This is a genomic window from Mycobacterium sp. NPDC050441 (assembly GCF_040655355.1).
Taxonomy (GTDB): domain Bacteria; phylum Actinomycetota; class Actinomycetes; order Mycobacteriales; family Mycobacteriaceae; genus Mycobacterium.
Genome location: NZ_JBFAJS010000004.1, coordinates 237,330 through 257,777, shown reverse-complemented (window position 1 = coordinate 257,777; position 20,448 = coordinate 237,330). Strand labels below are relative to the sequence as shown.

Genomic DNA, 20,448 nt, shown 5'->3' with positions numbered 1-20,448 from the left:
GGCCGAGCGAACACACGATCGACTGGCAGGACCACCGTGCGACGTGACGTGATTGATTTCGACGTGATGCTGGATCACCCATGTCCGGATATCTGGGAGATCCTGCAGTCACCCGACCGGTATCCGCGATTCTTTCGCGGACTCGGCTCGTGCGAGCAGATCTCTGACCACGCGCAGCAGTTCGAGGTCCGATTCTCCACCCCCCGCGGCACGGTCGTAGTTCACGAGATGCACCTGACAGTTCGCCGCTCCGGCAGGGAGATGCTGCTCCACGCCACCCAGATGCCCGACAGTTGCGTGTCGATCCGGCTGAACCCGGGGGCGAACGACACCCGGATCGCAGTGACAGCCTTCTCTATCGGCCAGCTCCACCCTGACCTGGCCAAGATCGACGACAGCGCCGTCGAGAACTGGGTCCGAGACGGCCTGCAGCGAATTGCCGACTATTTGGCCGGTAAGCAATCGTCGCTACTCGTGAACATGGGCGACATGCGTTCACTGCAGCTCAGCGTCGCCAAGACCATGGTCGTCAGTGGCGTGGTGCGGGCATCCCGACCGGATCGCGGACTGCGACAGCTCAACTCCCTGTCCAAGTGGGGATTCACACTGGCCGGCGGCCTCACCTCCGCCGCCGCACGATCACCCCGCAACATTGCGCTGATCGACGGCCTCGGGCAGTCGACCTATGCGGAAGTTGCTGAGCGCACCACACGCATTGCCTCCGGCCTCGCCACAGTTGGCTTCACCGCAAACAGCAAGCTCGCGATCCTCGCGCGCAATCATTCGGCGATGGTGGAGTGCATGGTGGCGGCCAGCAAGCTGGGCGCCGACCTCGTGTTACTCAACACCGGCCTGGCCGCGCACCCGATCGAAGAGATCATCCGCCGCCATGCCGTCGACGCCATATTCGTCGACGAGGAGTTCGAGCAGCAGGTGCGCTATCTCCCCGCCGAGATTCCACGCATTGCGACGCGCCCCGCTTCCGCTGTACAGCAGCGGCGTTCGATCGACGACCTGATTTCGGCCGGTACCAACAACGGGCCGCTGACCCCTCCTAAGCAGCCGGGCAAGCTCGTCGTCCTCACCTCCGGCACGACCGGCACACCGAAGGGTGCGCGCCGACCCACGCCACAAGGCTTCGGCACAATCGCCGCGATGCTGTCACGGATGCCGCTGCGTCGCGACGAAGTGATGCTGGTGTCCGCGCCACTGTTTCATGCCTGGGGCCTGGCCGCGCTGCAGGTGAGTGCCGCGCTGCGCGCGACGGTCGTTCTGATGGAACGGTTCGACGCTGAAGAGTGTCTGAAAACCATTGCGCAGCAACGCTGCACCGTCTTGATCGCCGTTCCGGTCATGTTGCAGCGAATTCTTGAGTTGCCGGCCGCAGTGATCGATCGATACGACACGTCGTCGCTGAGGGTGGTCGCCAGCAGTGGGTCACCGATCCCCGGAGCCTCCGTCATCAAGTTCATGGACGCCTTCGGCGACATTCTGTACAACTTCTACGGCTCGACCGAAGTGTCATGGGCAACGATCGCCGACCCGACCGACCTGCGCGCCGCCCCGACAACCGCCGGTCGGCCACCGCTGGGTACCCGCGTCGCCGTACTCGATCAGGCGGGTAATCCCGTGCCCATCGGCGCTGTCGGTCGCATCTTCGTCGGCAACGACATGCTGTTCGACGGCTACACCAACGCAGCGTCACCTGCCATCAAAGACCAACTCATGGACACCGGCGACGTCGGATACCTCGACGCCAGCGGGCGGCTCTTCGTCGCCGGACGCGACGACGAGATGATCATCTCCGGCGGCGAGAACGTGTTTCCGCGGCCCGTCGAAGAAGCACTCGCGCTGTTGCCGCAGGTCTCCGAAGTGGCGGTGATCGGTGTTCCCGATCCGGTATTCGGCCAACGCCTCGCCGCGTTCGTCGTCGTTGCCGAAGGGGCCTCGCTGGACCAAGACATGGTCAAAAGCTATATCCGAAACCGCCTGAGCCGCTTTTCGATTCCGCGCGACGTCACATTTCTCGACAGGTTGCCGCGCACGACCACCGGCAAGATCATCAAACGCAGTCTGCTCGACGGGTAGGACGCCGTGGCGGGACGTCACAGTACTCGCTGGATACTGACGGCTATCGCCGTCGCACTGTTCTGCGTTCAGATCGATTACTTCGCAGTGAATTTGGCACTGCCACGGATGGCTTCGGATCTGCACAGCAGCATCACCGACATGCAGTGGGTGGTCAGCATCTACATGCTGACTCTGGGCGCGTTCATGGTGCCCGCGGGTCGCGTGGCGGACATCTTCGGCCGACGTCGGGTGCTGCTGGCCGGTATCGCACTGTTCGCGGTGGCGTCGGTGCTGTGTGCCGTGGCCCCGACGCCGGCTGCGATAGTCGGGTTCCGCGCGCTGCAGGGTATCGGGGCGGCGATGATCTTTCCGGTCTCGGTGAGCGTCCTGACCAACGCCTTCCCTGCCGACAGTTCAGGCCGGGCCATCGGCACGGCCTACGGTATCGCCGGGCTGGGGAATGCCGCCGGTCCGCTGGTGGGCGGTGTGCTGACCGACACTGTTGGCTGGCGTGCGGTGTTCTGGCTACTGGTGCCTCTCACGCTGGTCTCGCTGGTGATCGGAGCTCGAGCGATACCCGAGTCTTTCGACGAAAACGCGCCGCGCCGAATCGATGTGGGTGGCTTGGCGTTGATCACGACAGGCATCGGCCTGTTCACCCTGGTTTTCGATCGTGCGCCCACGTGGGGTTGGTTGTCTGCGGCGACCATCGGCTCCGGAATCGCCGCGGTCAGCCTGCTGACCGCGTTCGTGGCTGTCGAGCGGCGTGTGCGCCACCCGCTCGTCGACCTTGGCCTCTTCGGCAATCCGGGCTTCGCGGTGCTCGTCGTCGCCGGCACGGTCGCCAACATCGCGTACGTGGTCACCGTCTTCCTGTCCACGCTGAACCTGCAGCAGGTCCGCGGCCTCGATCCCCTGATGGCCGGCGTCATGTTCCTGGGGCCGTCGGCCGGCGCCGCGCTGGGCGGCACGCTCTCCGGCCGGTTGCCCGCAACGTTCTCGCCCCTCCGTGTGATGGGAACCGGGTGTACTGTGGCGGCGATTTCCCTTGCCGCACTGACTGTTTCCGCTGCTCCGGTGGCCTATGTGAGTGCACTGACCGCGTGCGGCCTCACCATGGGATTCGTGTATGCCTTCACCACGGTCGCCACTCAAGCGGTAGTCCCGCCGGCACAGGCCGGCGAGGCTGCGGGAGTGACCCTGACAGCGTTGGTGACACTGGCCGGCGTCGGCGTCGCGGTGTCGGGCACGGTGCTGGAGATGCTCCAACACGGTGGGATGGAAACCGGTGCCGGTATCAACGCGATTCTGACCGTCGTCGCGGTGGCATTGTTGGCGTCCGGGTTGGCCGTCTGGATTCGGGTGAGCCGGAACCAGCGTTGAAGCCATTCCCATTCACTTGCAGCTCCACATCACGCAGCTGTCCATGTCGGATCACTTGGCGGCGAGCACGACGATGGTGTCTCTTGTATCCGTGGCACGGAGGTTCATGTTCATCACATAGACGTTGCCCTCGCCGTCGACGGTGATGTCGGACGGGCGCTGAAGTCCGTTGAACGGCAGCTGAACCCAGTCCCCTCCGCGAGCCGGCATCCGGGACACCGTGCCCGCCTGCCGGTCGGTGGCATAGAGATTTCCCGCAGCGTCCACCGCCAGGCCGCCCACATTGTCCGGCACCCCGGCCACCGGCTCCGCGTTCTTCGCGTCCTTCGCAATCTTCACGATCTTGCCGTCCATGGCTGCGTACAGGGTGTCGTCGGCGTCGATCACCATGTGCCCCAACCCGTTGACGATCTCGACAGGAAGCTCGGTGGGAGCGGTCGCCCCGGGAGTGAGTTTCAACAGTTTGTTGCGCTCGTTGTCAGCCAGGTAGACCGCGCCGTCCCGGCCCACTGCCAGCCGGCCGTGCTTGGTCACCTTGTCGAAGGGCAACGGTTCCGGCGTGGTGGACCCGGGTGCGATCGTCTCCACGGCACCATCTGGAGTGACGAAGGACAGTCGGCCGTCGGGCGCAACCCCGAACGTCGACACGAGGGGATTGCCGCTGGGCTTCATCGGGGTCGGTCGACCTGCCCCCGGGGTAACCGTCGAAAACCCGCCGGTACCGCCCAAGTAGAGGACGTTCTTCGCGTCGACGCCCATCTCCCGATAGTCGAAGGCGTTGAACGAGAGCATGGTCTGCTTACCGGACTGCAACGGCACATCCGCCGTCAGCGCGGTCGGCGCAGATCGTGGCGAACATGCCACCAGGCCACTCCCGACGACGGCAGCGATCATGCCGATGACGAATACCCTGCTCGGACGCAGTTTCACCTTTTCCATCCCCACGAACCTCGTCGACCGCAAACGGATCCTCATTCTGGCAAACGCCGGCCTGCCGATTGAGAGGAAACCATCGGATTGGCCTCCTGATCGCCGCCCGGAGGCGCGATCAATCCGTTCTCAGGTAACCCACGTGCGATGGGAGGCCCGCGTCACGTCGGCTCTCGGATCCCCTGGCGGCCGGTTAGGCTAGGACCCCCGCCAGGCGCAGAGTCCATCCCAGCTGCCCTGGCTATGGATCATTTGGAGGACTTATGCGGAGGCGGCCGTCGAAGCCGGCGATGACGGGCATGGCAATCGTCAGCGTGGCGATGCTCGTCAATGGCAGTGCGGCACCGGCCTGGGGCATGCCACCGGCTGAGAGCGTCCCCCAGTCACCAGTTATCGCCCCGCATGTCCCGTTGACGCCACTGGACGGACTCGATGCCCAGCCCACGGCTCCATTGGACGGACTCGATGCCCGTACCCGTCAAGCCACCGCCGACGCGGCCAAGTCCGGAGCCGACATCGAAGTCGTGGTGATGGACCGCAATACCGGCCAGATCATCTCCAACGGCGCCAACCAACCCTTCCCGATCGCCTCGGTGGTGAAGCTGTTCATCGCCGACGATCTGCTGCTGCAGGAATCGCAGGGCGAGACGAAACTCACTGCGGCCGACCGTAAGTCGCTCGACATCATGCTGCGCTCGTCCGACGACGGAGCGGCCCAGACCTTCTGGGACCGCAGCGGAGGAAACGCCATCATCTCACGCATCGTGGCGCGATACGGGTTGACGGGCACCACCGCGCCGTACAACGGACACTGGGACGTCACGCAAAGCACCGCAAGCGATCTGGTCCGCTACTACGACAAACTGTTGGACGGCAGTGGCGGACTGCCCCCTGAACAAGCCGGTGTGATCGTGAACAACCTCGCGCAATCCACGCCGACGGGAACCGACGGATACCCGCAGCGCTTCGGCATCCCGGACGGGCTCTACGCCGAGCCGGTCGCGGTCAAACAGGGATGGTTCTGCTGCTGGAGCGGCGCCAACCAGTTGCACGTGTCCACCGGAGCGATCGGGCTCGAACGCCGCTTTGTGATGGTGATCAGCTCCCTGGAACCCGGCGACGCAGGTGCCGCCCGCAACACCGTGACTCAGGCCGTCAAGACGATGTTCCCCGGCGGGCACATCTAACCCACACTCCGGCGAGCAGCCGATCAGTCGAAGGGGATCGAGGCGATCATCGCTCCGACCCCGGTGACCAGGCTGTCCTTCTTCAGCGTCGTACCGAAGTACGTCGCCTGCCGATCGACCACCACCCGCTGATCGTCGTGGTGGATGGCTAGCACCTCCCGGGCCAGCCGAGCGAACGAGATCTTCTCGGGCCCACCGATGTCGACAACGTGGTTACGCGGCGGTGATATCGCGACCTCGGCCAGGAAGGCCGCGACCTCGTCGGCGGCGATCGGCTGAATCAGCGCATCCGGCACCCGTACGTCATGCTCGTCGTCCTCATCCGCGTCGGTCTCGACAACCATCGACGCCACGATCGCCGCTGCGAACTCACGGAACTGCGTGGCCCGCACGATGGTGTACGGCAGCCCCGACGACACGATGATCTGCTCCTGGGCGACCTTGGCCCGCATGTACCCGCTGTCCGGCAGGTCGTCGGCGCCCACGATCGACAGTGCAACGTAGTGGGCCACCCCCGCCGCCCGTGCCGCCGCGACCAGATTCGTGGTCGCCCCGACGAAGAAATCCATCACTTCGTCGTCCTCGAACGACGGCGAGTTGGTGACGTCAACGAGGGTGTCGGCGCCCGCGATCGCCTTGGCGAGGCCCACGCCGCTGCGCACGTCGGCACCGGAACGGCGGGACGCGGCGACCACGTCCTCGCCCTCCCGGGTCAAGAGATCGACGAGAAGAGTCCCGATGAGGCCACTGGCCCCCATCACTGTCACCTTCACTGTGCGAACACCTTTCGTCGCGGCCGCGCCCCGACTTGGGTGTCGGTAACACAGATTACGTCGCGCAGTGCACCGAGGTTGCGAAAAGGACGCCCGGAGATGCCGGGCCGATTCACCCAGTCTCACGCTCATGTCCAGTTGGACATCAAACTTGAGGAGCCACCAGCGTTGCGACCTAGCGCGCCATGTTCGTAAACCGCGAGAAATGAAGCTGGTGCGCCACAGTGATATTCGCCGTCGGGCCGTTTCGGTGCTTGCCCAGGATGATGTCGGCTTCGCCGCCGCGCGGGTCTTCGCGATCGATCGCGTCAGGGCGGTGCAACAGCAGAACCATATCGGCATCCTGCTCCAGCGATCCCGACTCACGAAGGTCCGAGACCTGCGGACGCTTATCGGTGCGCTGTTCGGGACCACGGTTGAGCTGGCTGATCGCGATCACCGGCACTTCAAGTTCCTTGGCCATCAGCTTGAGGCTTCGGGAGAAGTCCGAAACTTCCTGCTGACGCGACTCGTATTTCTTGCCCGAGCTCATCAGCTGCATGTAGTCGACGACCACGAGCTTCAGATCCGCCTTCTGGGCCAAGCGCCGGCCTTTGGCCCGGATCTCCATCATGGTCAGGTTCGGCGAGTCGTCGATGTAGAGCGGCGCTTCACTGATCTCGCTCATCCGGCGGGCCAGCTTGGTCCAGTCGTCATCGCTCATCCGGCCCGAACGCATATCGGCCAGTTTGATTTTCGCCTCGGCCGACAGGAGCCGCATGACAATCTCGGACTTGCTCATTTCCAGCGAGAAGATGACGCTGGCCATCCGGTGCTTGATCGAGCAGGACCGCATGAAATCCAGTCCCAGCGTTGACTTCCCGACACCGGGTCGGGCGGCAATAATGACCATCTGCCCGGGGTGCAAGCCGTTGGTGATCTCGTCGAATTCGGTGAACCCGGTCGGCACACCGCGCGAGATACCACCGGACGAAGCGATGGCGTCGATCTCGTCCATCGTGGGCTGCAGCAGGTCTTCGAGTGCGACGAAGTCCTCCGAGGCCCGCCGCTCGGTCACGTCGTAGATCTCGGCCTGCGCACGGTCCACCACATCGGAGACATCGGCACCGTCGGCCCCGGCGTAGCCGTACTGGACCACCCGGGTGCCCGCCTCCACCAACCGCCGCAACAACGACTTGTCGGCGACGATGGCGGCGTAGAAGCCGGCATTGGCCGCAGTCGGCACGGTGGAGATCAACGTGTGCAGATACGGGGCCCCGCCGATGCGACGCAACAGCCCGCGGCGATCGAGTTCGGCCGCGACGGTGACGGCGTCGGCGGGTTCACCCCGGCCGTAGAGGTCCAGGATGGCGTCGTAGACGTTCTGGTGCGCCGGACGATAGAAGTCGCCGGGACGCAAGCGCTCGAGCACGTCGGCGATCGCGTCCTTGCTCAACAGCATGCCGCCGAGGACTGCCTGCTCGGCCGCCATGTCCTGCGGCGGCTGCCGGCCGAAATCCTCCGCGGGCGGAGGTCCGTCCATTTCGGAATCCTGATGCCCCAAGTCGTCTACAACCGCCACGGACTCCCACCCCCTTCCGAGACTTCGCGATTGTCCCGAACATGTATTCGAATCGGCACTGCAACTGTAAAACAAGGCTCCGACAGGGCTTCCGTGACGGAGGTGCGACGCATCACGGTAGACGTTGCTGACGCTGCCCGAAACCACCCCTGTTGATCAACCTGTGGATGGCGTGGGGATAGGTGTCGGTCACGGTGTTGAGCCTCTGGGGAGAACCTGTGGATAGTTCCACGACAATGTGTTGTTTTCCCAGGTCAGGGTCCCATACTGCCGGTGAGTAATTGTGTATGGAAAGTTCTTCGGCGTGTCGTGCCGGGTTGCCGTCCCGGGCGTGTTGTGTTGCGCACAGGGACCGCCCGGGTTAACACCGAGTTAGGTTCGCTGTCCAGCGTTTCCCGCAAGGAGTTCGCCAGAATGCAGCAACGCCCGGGTGGAAACCTCTACAGGTCCCCACCCGGGCGATTGAGTGCTGGCGGAGTGACTCCGCTACGGACTACTCCGCTACGACGTTCAGCGACACCTTGGCTTCCACCCCGGTGTGCAGCCGGACGGTAACCGGATGCGTGCCGACCGACTTGATATGCGCCTTGGGCAGCTGCACGGTGCGCTTGTCCAAGTTGGGGCCGCCGGCCTTCTTGATCACGGCCACGACATCAGCGGCGGTGACCGAACCGAACAGCTTGCCGGTGTCGGCAGCAGCCTGAACCGGCAGCGACACCTCGCCCAGACCCTCGAGCGCGATCTTGAGCTCGTTGGCATGCTCGACGCCACGAATCGACTTGGCTTCGCGCGCCCGACGGATCTCGTCGGCCTGGCGCTCGGCACCACGGGAGGCCACGATGGCCAGCCCACGGGGCAGCAGGTAGTTACGGCCGTAGCCGTCCTTGACCTCGACGGCGTCGCCTGCGACACCCAGGTGTTCCACCTCAGCGGTGAGAATCAGCTTCATTGGTCTACCCCCTACCGCGTCGACGAGCCGAAGGGCAGCAGAGCTACCTCGCGGGCGTTCTTCACGGCGATGGCGACATCGCGCTGGTGCTGGACACAGTTGCCGGTCACCCGGCGGGCACGGATCTTGCCGCGCTCGCTGATGTAGGTGCGCAGCAGCGCAGTGTCCTTGTAATCGATGATCTGCCCCTTGCCCTTCTTGGAGCAGAACACGCACTTCCGAGTCTTGACCGGCTTTTCCGGTGCCGGCCGCCTCTTAGTGGTCTTGGCCATTGGTTATCTCTTCCTTGCAAAAATTTCGATGTTGATCAGAACGGCGGCTCGTCGTCGGCCCCGCTGAAGGAGCCCGACGCGGGCGCACTGCCCCACGGATCGTCTTTGGGCTCGGCTGGGCGCGAAGCCCCGCCGCCACCACCGCCGCCGCCGAAGCCACCGCCTCCGCCGCCACTGCGGCTGGCCTTGTTGACCTTGGCCGTGGCGTAGCGCAGGGACGGACCGATCTCGTCGACCTCGACCTCGACAACGGTGCGCTTCTCGCCCTCGCGGGTTTCGAAGGAACGCTGCTTGAGCCGACCCGTGACGATCACCCGCGAACCCCGGGTGAGGCTCTCGGCCACGTTCTCGGCCGCCTCACGCCAGATGTTGCACCGCAGGAACAGCGCCTCGCCGTCCTTCCACTCGTTGCTCTGCCGATCGAACATCCTCGGCGTCGAGGCAACGGTGAAGTTGGCGACAGCTGCGCCGGACGGAGTGAAACGCAGTTCCGGGTCAGCGGTCAGGTTTCCGACAACTGTGATGGTGGTGTCACCAGCCACGAGATCCTCCTGGGATAGGCATGTCCGTTTGCGCGAAGCCTACGTAGCCCCGCCGACGACTGACAGCCTTTAGTGCTTGTCGGTCCGCATCACCTTGGTCCGCAGCACGGACTCGTTCAGGTTCAGCTGACGGTCGAGCTCGGACACGGTGGCCGGTTCAGCCTTGACATCGACGATGGCGTAGATGCCCTCGGCGTGCTTGGCGATCTCGTAGGCCAGCCGGCGGCGGCCCCAGATATCGACCTTGTCGACAGTGCCACCGTCCTTGCGGATGACGTTCAGGAACGTCTCCAGCGAGGGAGCTACGGTGCGCTCGTCGAGTGTCGGGTCGAGAATGACCATGATTTCGTATGGACGCATAAGGAACCCATCACCTCCTATGGTCGTTGCGGCCACGGCGTGTCCGTGGCAGGAGGGTCGCCTGCGTCGGCAACCGGCCCAGGCTACCCGAAAGCGCCCTGATCTGCGAAATCCGGATAAGGTGAGCCCGTCAAACTTTGAGGATCGGGGGAAATTTATGACCTATCCCAATGAGCCCTACGGTCAGGGGTTTCCCCAGCAACCCGGGTACCCCCAACAGCCTGGGTATCCACAACAGGCCGGCTATCCGCCGCCGCCTGGATATCCGCAGCAACCTGCCTTTGCACAACAGCCGAGCTACCCACAGCAGGGCTATCCGCAACAGCAGCCCTATGGCCTGCCGGCCGCGCCGCCTACCTCACCGAGTGGGGTCACCGGCATCATCGCGGGTGTTCTTGCCGGCCTCGGCGGCCTGGCGAACATTGTCGGCGGCATCGCCATGGCCTTCGGACTTTCCATCATGATCGGCGAAACGTCCGATGCAGCCGGTGCCGCCGGGGACGCGTGGACGCCACTGATCGCCATCACGATGCTGAACATCGTTGCCGGGGTGCTGCTTCTGATCGGAACGGTGACGTTGTTGTTACGCAAGATGATTGGCCGCTGGCTCGTGGCCGCGGGATGTGCGGTGTCCATTCTGAGCACCCTGATCAACCTCACGTTGACACCCTCGGCCATCGCAGACTACGAGTACGACCGCGGCGTAGGCGCTGATCTCGTGGGTGTCATTTTCCCGATCACGACGCTCGTGCTGGTACTGCTGCCGTCGACCGCTGCGTGGATCCGAGCGAAGCAGAATCCGGTTGCGCCCCAGTTCTATCCGCCGTACCCCGGCTGAGCCGGGGATCTACGAATCACCTATGTCCGCGCCCGCCAACCACCCACGATCGGAGCAGCAGTGACCTCTCCCCAAGGATCCGAGGGTCAACACCCCGAGCATCCGCTCGCCGAACCCCAACCGGAGGGAGCAGCGGCCTCGCCGGAGGTTTCGACGAGCGGGGTCACGGCGATCCTCACGGCTGTCCTGGCCGGGATCGGCGCCCTGCTGACCCTCAGCAATGGCATCGCCGGTCTGAGCGGACTCGCCGCGCTGGCCGGTGACGCGGGATTACGTACTCTGGCCCTCAGATCCCCCGGGGCGCTGACACTGACCGTCCTCGCGACCCTGCTGAGCGTCGCCTGCGGACTCTTGCTCCTGGCCGGCACGGTGGCGCTGTTGCGACGCAGGATGATCGGCCGTCGTCTCATCGTCATCGGCTCCGCATTGATCATCCTCGGCAGCCTGATCAGCCTCGGGCTGAATCTCGCCACGACAGCCCGCTACGGGTCCTACGGCATCAGCGGCCTGGCAATCCTGAGTCTGGTGCTGCCGATAGCCACGCTCGTGGTGGCGTTGCTCCCGTCGACCGCGGCGTGGATCCGGGCGAAACAGGATCTGGTCGCAGCAACCTAGCCCGGCCACCGCCGACACCACGTTGCCCTTCGCAGTCCGGATACAGTGGACTCGTCAACTTTCGAGACTCCGGGGGGATCTGTGACCTTTGCCAGTGGTCCCTACGGTCAGGGATTTCCGGAACAGCCGGGCTTTTCGCAACAGCCCAGTTTTCAGGTCCAGCCGCCGATCTATTCGCACCAGCCCGGCTTCGGACAACAACCGGGATATCCGCAACCGGGGTGGCCACAGCAACCCGGCAGTCCGGGCGGTGCCCAGCCGGCACCGCCCCGCAGCCCGAGCGGTGCCACCGCGATCACCGCCGGAATCCTGGCACTGCTCTTCGGCCTGGTCGGTCTCGGTCTCACCGCGATACCCACCTCTGAGCTGGTCACCGGCAACGCTGACGATATGGCTCTCGTATGGCTACTGATCGGCCTCGCCTACAGCCTGACCCTGTGTACTGGAGCGATCTTGCTGTTTCGACGCAAGATGCTCGGGCGCTGGCTCGTCGTCGGCGCCTGCACCCCAAGCATCGTCATCTTCCTGGTGGCCGTCGGCGCCTTTGTTGTCCACGACCGGCAAACCCCTAATCCTGATCTCGGCCCAGTCATCGGCGGCGCGATCCTGGTCGCCATCCCGACTGTGAACCTCGTGCTGGCCCTGGCGACCCCGACGGCCCGGTGGATCCGAGCGAAGCCGAATCCGGTTGCCGCGCAGAACTATCCGTCATATCCGCACTGAGCCGAACGCAGGCCGCGTACGGCGAATCGGTCAATCTTCAACGATCAGGGGGATCTGTGACCTTTCCCAGTGGGCCCAACGGTCCGGAATTTCCCGAACAGCCGGCCTTTTCGCAACAGCCCGTGTTCGAGACCCCACCACCGATCTACTCGCACCAGCCCGGGTTCGGCCAACCCAGCTACCCCGGCGGCTATCAGCCGGCACCGCCGAGCGCCCCAAGCGCTGCCACCGGGATCATCGCCGCCATCCTGGCGCTACTGGGCGGTCTGGCCGGCCTCCTCTTCGGCACACTGATCATCGTCATGATGATCTCCAAGGATCGTTCCGAGATTCCAGCTGCCGTGGTTGCTCTGTTGTGTATCGGCTCCGGACTGGCGCTCATCATCGGAGCGATACAGCTGTGGCGGCACAAGGTGATCAGCCGCGGGCTCATCGCCGGAGGATGCGCCGCGACCATGCTGGCCGGTGTGGTCTTTCTGATCGAAGGATTCACAAACACTGAGCCCAGCGCAGGCGGCCTCGTCACGATCGCGGTGCTGATCTTCATCTTCCCGATCGTGACGGTGGTCCTGACGATGCTTCCGTCGACGAAAGCGTGGCTCCAGGCGAAGCAGAATCCGGTTGCTCCGCAGTACTATCCGCCATACCAGGGTTGAAATGGCGCGAACCTCACGTTGATCGCTGCGCGTTGGAACCTGGACTTCGAGGAGACGGTGTGAGCTCCCGCCGCACCTCAGAACACCCCGCCTCAGTCGTTGTTTCCACCATCTCAGGGGTATCCGATGCAGCACCCGGGTTATCCGCCGCATCACCACTGATCCCGCCCGTTGCCGGGCCAACGGGCTCCTGCTTCGGCTCGATCCGCATGCGGTCAGCCGACGGTCGCAACCAATCGGGCAGCCAACGCGGCGGGGCGTCGGGCGCGCGGTCGAACACCCCGCCGGTGGGGTCGTCGATGCGCCCGCCATGCCGGACCAGATCCAGTTCCGGACGGTAGATCTGGCGAATAATCAACGCACACAACCCGATCACCGCGACATCACGCAGCAACACGGTGATGGTGAACCACTGCTCGGGTAGGCCTTTGTTGGCCTCGCCGTACAGGTAAAGCATGCGCGGCACCCACACCAGGGCGTCGATCGTCATCCACGCCAACAGGATTCGGCGGTGCGGCAGGGCCAGCACCGCCAGCGGCACCAGCCACAGCGAGAACTGCGGGCTCCATACCTTGTTGGTCAGCAGGAAGGCGGCGATCACCAGGAACGCCAGTTGCGCCAACCGGGGCCGCTGCGGCGCCGTCAGTGCGATGTAGCCGATAGCGATACAGCACGCCGCGAACAGCACTGCGGTGACAGTGTTGAGCACCGTCGGCGGCTGCCAGAAACCCAGGTCCGGATCGAAGCCCTGCCAATCGCTGAACGACTTCACCACGTTGTACAGCGAATCCATGTCGTCGCCGCGACGGGTGTTGAGCCGGAAGAACTCTGACCACCCGCGCGGGAACAACACCATGATCGGCAGGTTGATCACCAACCACGTCACGACCGCAGTCAGCGCCGTCTTGCCGACCTCACGCAGACGCCCGGTGCGCAACCCGAGCATCACCAGTGGAACGAACAACAGCAGCGGATACAGCTTGGCCGCCACACCGATGCCGATCAACGCCCCGGCCCACACCGGTTTTCGCCGGGCCCACGCCAGCATCGCGCCTGCCGCAGAGGCTGTCGCGAGCGCGTCGAAGTTGGTGAACACCTGGAAGATCACGATCGGTGAGCCGGCCACCAGCGCGGCATCCCAGACCCGTCGGCCGGCCAGTCGTGAGGTGGCCCAGATCGTCGCCAACCAGGCCAGCGCCAAACCGAACGCGGAGATGTTGAAGAACATCACCACCTCGGCCACGAGCGGAACCGACACCAGCTTCGTCAACGCGGTATAGGTCTTGGCGAGTGACATCGACACGTATTGGTAAAGCCCGGTCAGCACCGGGTACTCCATGTAGCGGATCGCCGGACTGCCGTCGTACTGCATGCGCGGCTTGCCGGTGGCGTCGTTCTCGACCCAACTGGACTTGTAGGGGAACTTGCCCTGGTTCAACAACTCTGCGGTGTAGAGCGGAACCGTGTCGGAATAACACAGCTCGTAATAGGCCCGGTTGTTCTCCCAGTTGGCCACCCGCTGGCCGGCGGTCCCGCTGCCGGTCGTCTGCAGGCAGGCGGCCTTCGACGTATAGCCCAATGCCAGGAAGACAACGGCGATCACGAACATCACCCGCAATGGGGTCATGAACCGAGAACGGCCGATCAACGCATGACGGCCGACGGGTCCGCCCACGGTCTGTGACAGCGCTTCGGCCAGCCGGTCGTTGCGGCTGGGGAGGTCGCGGTCGTCGGCGCTCCGCCGGTCTTCTGCCGGCGGAGCCGGCGAATCCAGCCCGGCCGACGGGGCCGGCGATACCCGGTCCGTCACGGAGGCGGCGGTGGCACCGGAACGCCCGGCGCGCCGGGCACAACGGGAGCTCCCGGTGGCGGACCGATCGGAATGGTCGTCGGAGGGCCGATCGGGATCGTGATGCCCGGGGCCACTTCGATGGTCGGCTGAATCACGGTCTCCGAAGGCATCACCGCGATCGGCGGGCCGCCCGGCGTACCGGGAGCAGCCGGGGGCGGCGGGGCCTGCGGCACACCCGCATACCCACCGATCTCAGTCGGCTTCGGGAACGTCTCGTTGTCGGTACCCTTCAGCGCACCGTCCATCGTGGCTTTCCAGATGTCCGACGGCAGGCCCGATCCGTAGACCGGTCCACCCGATGGCGTCTTCAACGGGTTCACACCTTCGGTGGTACCCACCCAGACCGCGGTCGAAAGCGACGGCGTGTAGCCGACCATCCAGGCGTCACGATTGTCACCGGTGTCGCCGAGCTGGTTGGTGCCCGTCTTGGCGGCCGACGCCCGCCCGCCGGCCAGGTTGTGCCCGCGCGACCAGCCGGCGATCGGCTGCATCGCCGCCGAGACGTTGTCGGCCACCGCCTTGTCGATGCGCTGTTCACCGTTGTCCTGGCTGGAGGCGTCGAACAACACCTGGCCCGAGGAGTTCACCACCTTCTGCACGAAGTGCGGCTTGTGATAAACACCGGAAGCTGCCAGCGTCGCGTACGCCGACGCCATGTCGATCACCCGAGACTGGTACTGGCCCAACACCACACCGTTGTTCGGTGGGCCGCCCTGGCCGTCCTCGGACAGCGTGTGCTCGACGCCGGGGAAACTCTCGGCGACGCCGGCATCGTGTGCAGCCTTGGCGACGTCCTCGGGACCGTGTTCCAGTTTGAGCATCAGCCGGTAGTAACTGGTGTTCAGCGACCGCTTGAGGGCCTCGGCGATCGAGCAGGTGCCGCACCCTTCACCTTCGACGTTGCTGATCTTGATGCCGTTGACCGTGACCGGCCCACTGTCAACCTGATAGCCCAGGCCGATGCCCTGCTGCAGGGCAGCGACGAGCGCGAACACCTTGAACGACGAACCTGTCGGCAGACCCGCCTGGGCGAAGTCGAAGCCATTGGCATCCGAGCCGCCGTAGTAGGCCTTGACCGCGCCATCGTGCGGATCGATGGAGACCACCGCAGTCCGCATGTCTGACTCCTGGCCATCCATGTACTTGGACACCGATTCCTCGGCGGACTTCTGGGCCTGCGGGTCGATCGTGGTCGTGACCTGCAGACCCTCGGTGTTGAGGGCCTGCTCGCTGATGTCGAACAGATCCAGCAGTTCCTTGGTGACCTGCCGTTCGATCAGTCCGTTCGGACCGGTCGTCTGGTTGTTCTGGCGGGCCTGGTCCGGCGGCACGGTCGGCGGGAACACCTGTCCGGCCCGGTCCTGGGCCGACAGCGCGCCCATGTCGACCATGCCGTCGAGCACCCAGTTCCACCGCTCGGCAGCACCTTCCGGATCCACGGCGGGGTCCAACGTCGACGGGCGCTGGATCAGCGCGGCCATCAGTGCGCCCTCGGCGACGTTGAGTTGTTCGACCGGCTTGTCGAAGTACGACTTGGCCGCTGCCGCGATCCCGTACGAGCCGCGACCGAAATAGATCATGTTCAGATACGCCTGCATCACAGCGTCTTTGGACCATTCGCTGGCCATCTTGGTCGAGATGACCAGCTCTTTGGCCTTACGGATCAGACCGCCGATGCCGGAGCGCTCGTCACCGACGAGCGCGTTCTTGACGTACTGCTGGGTGATGGTCGACCCGCCCTGCAGATCACCGCCCACCAGGTTGTTCTTGATCGCACGCAACAGGGCCGTGAACGAGAAGCCCGGATTCGTGTAGAAGTCGCGGTCCTCGGCGGCCATCACCGCGTTGCGGACGTGCTCAGGGATCTTGTCGATGCCGACGTCGACCCGGTTGCCTTCCGGCGGAACGATCTTGGCGATCTCGCTGCCGTCGCTGGCCATGATCGTCGACACCTGGTTGGTGCGGATGTCACCGGGCTGCGGGACGTCGACGATCATGTACGCCATACCGAAGGTCACCAGCGGAAGCAGGATCATCGCCACCACCGCGGCTATCGACAGGCGTCGGACCAGCTTCCAGTTGATGTGGAACTGCCGGGTCGGCTTCGGCCCCGGCCCGGTCGGTCCCGAGGGCCCCGACCCACGGCCGCTTCCGGGCGGCGGAGGGGGAGATTTGGGTGGCGGCGGTTTCGGCGGAGGGGTGCCGTCCATCGCCGCCCTGACGACGTCGAGCGGGCCCGGCCCGCCGTCACGCACCGGAGGCAGCACCGTGGTGAGCCGATCGTCGGGCGGTACCGCCGGACGACCGGGACGACCCGCGGGACCATTCGGCCGTCCCGTCGGCGCATTCTCAGCCGGTGGCCGCGCATCCCGGGCCGGCGGCCGCTTCTCCCGAGGGGGCGGCGGATTCTCGCGCGCGCCAAGGCGGTCAGCCGCACTACGGATGTCGTTGGCTGACCGGCTGTGGCGCCCTTCGCTATTCACTGGCCGTACGCGCCGATTTGCGCGTGCCTCGAGTGCCACGTGCCTTCGGCGGCCGAGGCGCGCCCAGGACATATGACTTGACCAAATGATTCCAACTGCAGGTGCGGCATACCTCAACCACATGGACTGCGAACTCGTCGTAACGAGTTGCCAACATCACCAGCTCCTCCGCGGTGCGCGCTGAGCCCGATACCGGGCCCAGATGATCACCGAAAACCCACGACACCAGCGTGAGCTGCTCTTTACGGCAGATCGGACACATCACCGAACTTTGCTTGCCGTGAAACTTTGCCGCGCGCAGCAGGTAGGGGTTGGCATCACAGACCTCCGAGACGCCGGTGCGCCCCGAATAGACCTCAGCCAGCAGGGACCGCCGCCGAAGCGCGTAATCCACCACCTGTCTCTGCAATCGCACGATGACCAGAGTACGTCGACCCCCTGGACACCGAGGCGCGACCGCGCCACACCTCCTACGATCATCGGCGTGGCAACTAGGCAGACCTCGATCACCCGGGCCAGGGACAGTGATCGCAACGACACCTGCAAGGTGCTCGACAACGCGCTCGGCGAAGGCCAATTGTCCATGGAGGAACACCGCCAGCGGGTGTCCGCGGCCACCAACGCCACGACGCTGGGGGATCTGGCCCGGCTGGTCGAGGACCTGCAGAACGCCAATGCGTCGGTGAAGATGCCGACGCTGACCGAGCCGCGTCTCCCCCGCATCCGCAAGCCGGGCGGCCCCGGGTGGGGGCTGCGGCTGGCCTCGGCCGTCGTGCTGGTCGTACTCGGCATCGGCATCGGCTGGGGTCTGTATGGAAACACCCCCTCGCCATTGAGTTTCAACCCCGATCCGGGGGCCGTGCCCGACGGCATCGACCCGGTGGTGCTGACCCCGCCGACACAGCTGCAATCACTCAACGGGGTCAAGGGACTGTTCGAGCAGATGCGCCAGAAGTTCGGCAACACCACGGGCTATGAGCTGCACATCGACCCCGACTCGGCCATGCTCTACCGACCCAACCCACAGGACAACCGCCAGAAGGTCTACTACCGGTACACCGGTGGCTGGGGCGATCCGAGCTCCTCGCCCGACACCGTCGACGACGACGACCGACTCGTCGACCTCGCCGCATTCGATTACGAGAAGGCTCTCGCTGTCATGCGGGGCGCACCCGACACGCTCAACACCAAACGCGACGACGTGAAGAGCACCTGGCTGCGCATCACACCGTCCGAAGATCCCTCGACACCCGACATCGTTGACATCGCGGTCATCGTCAGCAGCGACTTCGGGGGCGGAACCATCAACCTCTACCCCGACGGCACCGTCAAGGGGATGTACCGCAACAGCAGGTGAGCCGGCCGCGCCGGCAGCCACTCCAGCGTGACAATCGTGGCATTCACTTGGCACCAAATATATCGGCGCGATACAGTTTGGCGAGGTGTTGATCCGTCGTAGCGATCAATTCCATCTGATCTGTCGAAAGGGGTGTTCTCGATGCTGGAGCTCGCAGTCCTGGGTCTTCTACTCGAGTCACCCATGCACGGCTATGAGCTGCGCAAGCGATTGACGGGTCTGTTGGGGGCGTTCAGGGCGTTCTCGTATGGATCGCTCTACCCGGCATTGCGTCGCATGCAGGCCGACGGCCTGATCGTCGAGGACGCCGCACCCTTGGGACCGACCAAGGTGCGCCGCGCTCGGCGGGTGTATCAGCTGACGGATGCCGGCAAGCAGCGATTCACCGAGTTGGTCGCCGACACGGGGCCACAGAACTTCTCCGACGACGGGTTCGGTGTCCACCTCGCCTTCTTCAACCGCACCCCGGCCGAGGCCAGGATGCGAATCCTGGAGGGGCGGCGCCGTCAGGTGGAGGAACGTCGGGAAGGTCTGCGCGAAGCCGTGGCGCGGGCCAGCAGTTCATTCGACCGCTACACCCGTCAGCTGCACCAGCTGGGCCTGGAGTCCAGCGAACGAGAAGTGAAATGGCTCAACGAGTTGATCGCGGCCGAACGTACGGCACAGGGGCGCTCGGAAAACATATGAGCACAGACCCGCACAAGGCCCCAGGCCGAGCACACAGAACGAGTAAGGAGATCGTCCATGTCTGAGCACGCAGGAGAAATCCGGGTCGCCATCGTCGGCGTCGGTAACTGCGCATCGTCCCTGGTCCAGGGCGTGCAGTACTACCACAACGCCGACGAGAACACGACTGTGCCGGGCCTGATGCACGTGAAGTTCGGCCCCTACCACGTGCGTGACGTGAAGTTCGTGGCCGCGTTCGACGTGGACGCCAAGAAGGTCGGCTTCGACCTGTCCGAGGCCATCTTCGCCTCCGAGAACAACACCATCAAGATCGCCGACGTGCCGCCGACCAACGTGACGGTGCAGCGCGGCCCGACACTCGACGGCATCGGCAAGTACTACGCCGACACCATCGAGATCTCCGACTTCGAGCCCGTCGACGTGGTCCGGACGCTCAAGGACGCCAAGGTCGACGTCCTGGTCTCCTACCTTCCGGTGGGCTCCGAAGAGGCCGACAAGTTCTACGCCCAGTGCGCCATCGACGCCGGCGTGGCCTTCGTCAACGCGCTGCCGGTGTTCATCGCCTCCGACCCGGTGTGGGCCAAGAAGTTCGAGGACGCCGGCGTCCCGATCGTCGGCGACGACATCAAGAGCCAGGTCGGCGCGACCATCACCCACCGTGTGATGGCCAAGCTGTTCGAGGACCGCGGCGTCACGCTGGACCGCACCTACCAGCTCAACGTCGGCGGCAACATGGACTTCCTGAACATGCTGGAGCGCTCGCGTCTGGAGTCCAAGAAGGTCTCCAAGACCCAGGCCGTCACCTCCAACCTGACCGGCTCGCTGGCCGGCAAGGTCGAGGACAAGAACGTCCACATCGGCCCGTCCGACCACGTCGCGTGGCTCGACGACCGCAAGTGGGCCTACGTGCGCCTGGAAGGCCGCGCCTTCGGTGACGTGCCGCTGAACCTGGAGTACAAGCTCGAGGTGTGGGACTCGCCGAACTCGGCCGGCGTGATCATCGACGCGGTGCGCGCCGCCAAGATCGCCAAGGACCGCGGCATCGGCGGCCCCATCGAGGCAGCATCTGCCTACCTGATGAAGAGCCCGCCGAAGCAGATCGCCGACGACATCGCGCGCATCGAGCTGGAGACCTTCATCGAGGGCTAGTTTTTCCTTTCGACTAGTGGAGTCTCGGCCGTGGTCATCACGGCTGAGACTCCACTAGTCG

General features: G+C 64.8%; 20 protein-coding genes. 10 read left to right on the top strand and 10 right to left on the bottom strand.

Features of this window, described 5'->3' with window-relative positions; genetic code table 11:
- Window positions 1-36 precede the first annotated feature (36 nt).
- Both AB0I14_RS14100 and AB0I14_RS14095 read left to right on the top strand, forming a co-directional pair.
- Entirely contained in the window at window positions 37-2,088 is a 2,052-nt protein-coding gene (locus AB0I14_RS14100; RefSeq protein ID WP_358021952.1) for an AMP-binding protein, read from the top strand.
- 6 nt (window positions 2,089-2,094) lie between these two features.
- The gene (locus AB0I14_RS14095) at window positions 2,095-3,453 is read left to right on the top strand and encodes an MFS transporter (RefSeq protein WP_358021949.1); all 1,359 of its coding nucleotides are present in this window, start codon (window positions 2,095-2,097) and stop codon (window positions 3,451-3,453) included.
- Between the two features lie 51 nt (window positions 3,454-3,504).
- On the opposite strand, the gene AB0I14_RS14090 is transcribed toward AB0I14_RS14095, so the two are convergent.
- On the bottom strand, window positions 3,505-4,392 hold the full coding sequence (locus AB0I14_RS14090; protein WP_358021946.1) for a hypothetical protein: 888 nt from the start codon (window positions 4,390-4,392) through the stop codon (window positions 3,505-3,507).
- Between the two features lie 254 nt (window positions 4,393-4,646).
- Here AB0I14_RS14090 and AB0I14_RS14085 point away from each other — a divergent pair, with 254 nt between their 5' ends.
- Window positions 4,647-5,570 (top strand): hypothetical protein, encoded by a 924-nt coding sequence (locus AB0I14_RS14085; protein WP_358021943.1) that lies wholly within the window; start codon window positions 4,647-4,649, stop codon window positions 5,568-5,570.
- A gap of 23 nt (window positions 5,571-5,593) precedes the next feature.
- Here the strand turns inward: AB0I14_RS14085 and AB0I14_RS14080 are convergent, their stop codons facing one another.
- From AB0I14_RS14080 to rpsF, 6 genes are all read right to left on the bottom strand, one after another.
- On the bottom strand, window positions 5,594-6,343 hold the full coding sequence (locus tag AB0I14_RS14080; RefSeq protein WP_358021940.1) for an SDR family oxidoreductase: 750 nt from the start codon (window positions 6,341-6,343) through the stop codon (window positions 5,594-5,596).
- Between the two features lie 175 nt (window positions 6,344-6,518).
- Window positions 6,519-7,904 carry a replicative DNA helicase gene (gene dnaB, locus AB0I14_RS14075; protein ID WP_358021937.1) on the bottom strand — a complete coding sequence of 462 codons (1,386 nt, stop codon included), beginning with the start codon at window positions 7,902-7,904 and terminating at the stop codon, window positions 6,519-6,521.
- Between the two features lie 493 nt (window positions 7,905-8,397).
- A complete protein-coding gene (rplI, locus tag AB0I14_RS14070) occupies window positions 8,398-8,853 on the bottom strand; it encodes a 50S ribosomal protein L9 (RefSeq protein WP_358021934.1) in 456 nt (151 codons plus the stop codon).
- A gap of 11 nt (window positions 8,854-8,864) precedes the next feature.
- Window positions 8,865-9,125, bottom strand: a complete 261-nt coding sequence (gene rpsR / locus AB0I14_RS14065) for a 30S ribosomal protein S18 (RefSeq protein ID WP_135459648.1) — start codon at window positions 9,123-9,125, stop codon at window positions 8,865-8,867.
- Between the two features lie 35 nt (window positions 9,126-9,160).
- Window positions 9,161-9,667 (bottom strand): single-stranded DNA-binding protein, encoded by a 507-nt coding sequence (locus AB0I14_RS14060; protein ID WP_166907350.1) that lies wholly within the window; start codon window positions 9,665-9,667, stop codon window positions 9,161-9,163.
- Between the two features lie 69 nt (window positions 9,668-9,736).
- Complete coding sequence (rpsF, locus tag AB0I14_RS14055) at window positions 9,737-10,027, bottom strand: 30S ribosomal protein S6 (RefSeq protein ID WP_011783131.1); 291 nt, start codon at window positions 10,025-10,027, stop codon at window positions 9,737-9,739.
- Between the two features lie 121 nt (window positions 10,028-10,148).
- Here rpsF and AB0I14_RS14050 point away from each other — a divergent pair, with 121 nt between their 5' ends.
- From AB0I14_RS14050 to AB0I14_RS14035, 4 genes are all read left to right on the top strand, one after another.
- On the top strand, window positions 10,149-10,865 hold the full coding sequence (locus AB0I14_RS14050; protein WP_358021929.1) for a hypothetical protein: 717 nt from the start codon (window positions 10,149-10,151) through the stop codon (window positions 10,863-10,865).
- A gap of 60 nt (window positions 10,866-10,925) precedes the next feature.
- The gene (locus AB0I14_RS14045) at window positions 10,926-11,480 is read left to right on the top strand and encodes a hypothetical protein (RefSeq protein ID WP_358021925.1); all 555 of its coding nucleotides are present in this window, start codon (window positions 10,926-10,928) and stop codon (window positions 11,478-11,480) included.
- Between the two features lie 81 nt (window positions 11,481-11,561).
- Window positions 11,562-12,203: a hypothetical protein gene (locus AB0I14_RS14040; protein ID WP_358021922.1), complete on the top strand. Its 642-nt coding sequence runs from the start codon at window positions 11,562-11,564 to the stop codon at window positions 12,201-12,203.
- A 56-nt stretch (window positions 12,204-12,259) separates the two neighbouring features.
- On the top strand, window positions 12,260-12,859 hold the full coding sequence (locus AB0I14_RS14035) for a hypothetical protein (RefSeq protein ID WP_358021919.1): 600 nt from the start codon (window positions 12,260-12,262) through the stop codon (window positions 12,857-12,859).
- 13 nt (window positions 12,860-12,872) lie between these two features.
- Here the strand turns inward: AB0I14_RS14035 and AB0I14_RS14030 are convergent, their stop codons facing one another.
- Genes AB0I14_RS14030 through AB0I14_RS14020 form a run of 3 tightly spaced genes read right to left on the bottom strand, consistent with a single transcriptional unit; the run spans window position 12,873 to window position 17,609 of the window.
- Window positions 12,873-14,669 carry a glycosyltransferase family 87 protein gene (locus AB0I14_RS14030; protein WP_358021916.1) on the bottom strand — a complete coding sequence of 599 codons (1,797 nt, stop codon included), beginning with the start codon at window positions 14,667-14,669 and terminating at the stop codon, window positions 12,873-12,875.
- Complete coding sequence (locus AB0I14_RS14025) at window positions 14,666-17,194, bottom strand: transglycosylase domain-containing protein (protein ID WP_358021913.1); 2,529 nt, start codon at window positions 17,192-17,194, stop codon at window positions 14,666-14,668. The genes AB0I14_RS14030 and AB0I14_RS14025 overlap by 4 nt, the downstream gene beginning before the upstream one ends.
- On the bottom strand, window positions 17,187-17,609 hold the full coding sequence (locus AB0I14_RS14020; protein WP_036443617.1) for a DUF5318 domain-containing protein: 423 nt from the start codon (window positions 17,607-17,609) through the stop codon (window positions 17,187-17,189). Before AB0I14_RS14020 ends, AB0I14_RS14025 begins: the two co-directional genes overlap by 8 nt.
- 69 nt (window positions 17,610-17,678) lie before the next feature.
- Between AB0I14_RS14020 and AB0I14_RS14015 the strand changes: the two genes are divergently transcribed.
- From AB0I14_RS14015 to AB0I14_RS14005, 3 genes are all read left to right on the top strand, one after another.
- Complete coding sequence (locus AB0I14_RS14015; RefSeq protein WP_358021909.1) at window positions 17,679-18,551, top strand: DUF1707 domain-containing protein; 873 nt, start codon at window positions 17,679-17,681, stop codon at window positions 18,549-18,551.
- 141 nt (window positions 18,552-18,692) lie between these two features.
- Window positions 18,693-19,238 carry a PadR family transcriptional regulator gene (locus AB0I14_RS14010; protein WP_055120968.1) on the top strand — a complete coding sequence of 182 codons (546 nt, stop codon included), beginning with the start codon at window positions 18,693-18,695 and terminating at the stop codon, window positions 19,236-19,238.
- A 57-nt stretch (window positions 19,239-19,295) separates the two neighbouring features.
- Window positions 19,296-20,387, top strand: coding sequence for an inositol-3-phosphate synthase (locus AB0I14_RS14005; protein ID WP_358021902.1), 1,092 nt, complete (start codon window positions 19,296-19,298; stop codon window positions 20,385-20,387).
- The last annotated feature ends 61 nt before the right edge of the window (window positions 20,388-20,448 follow it).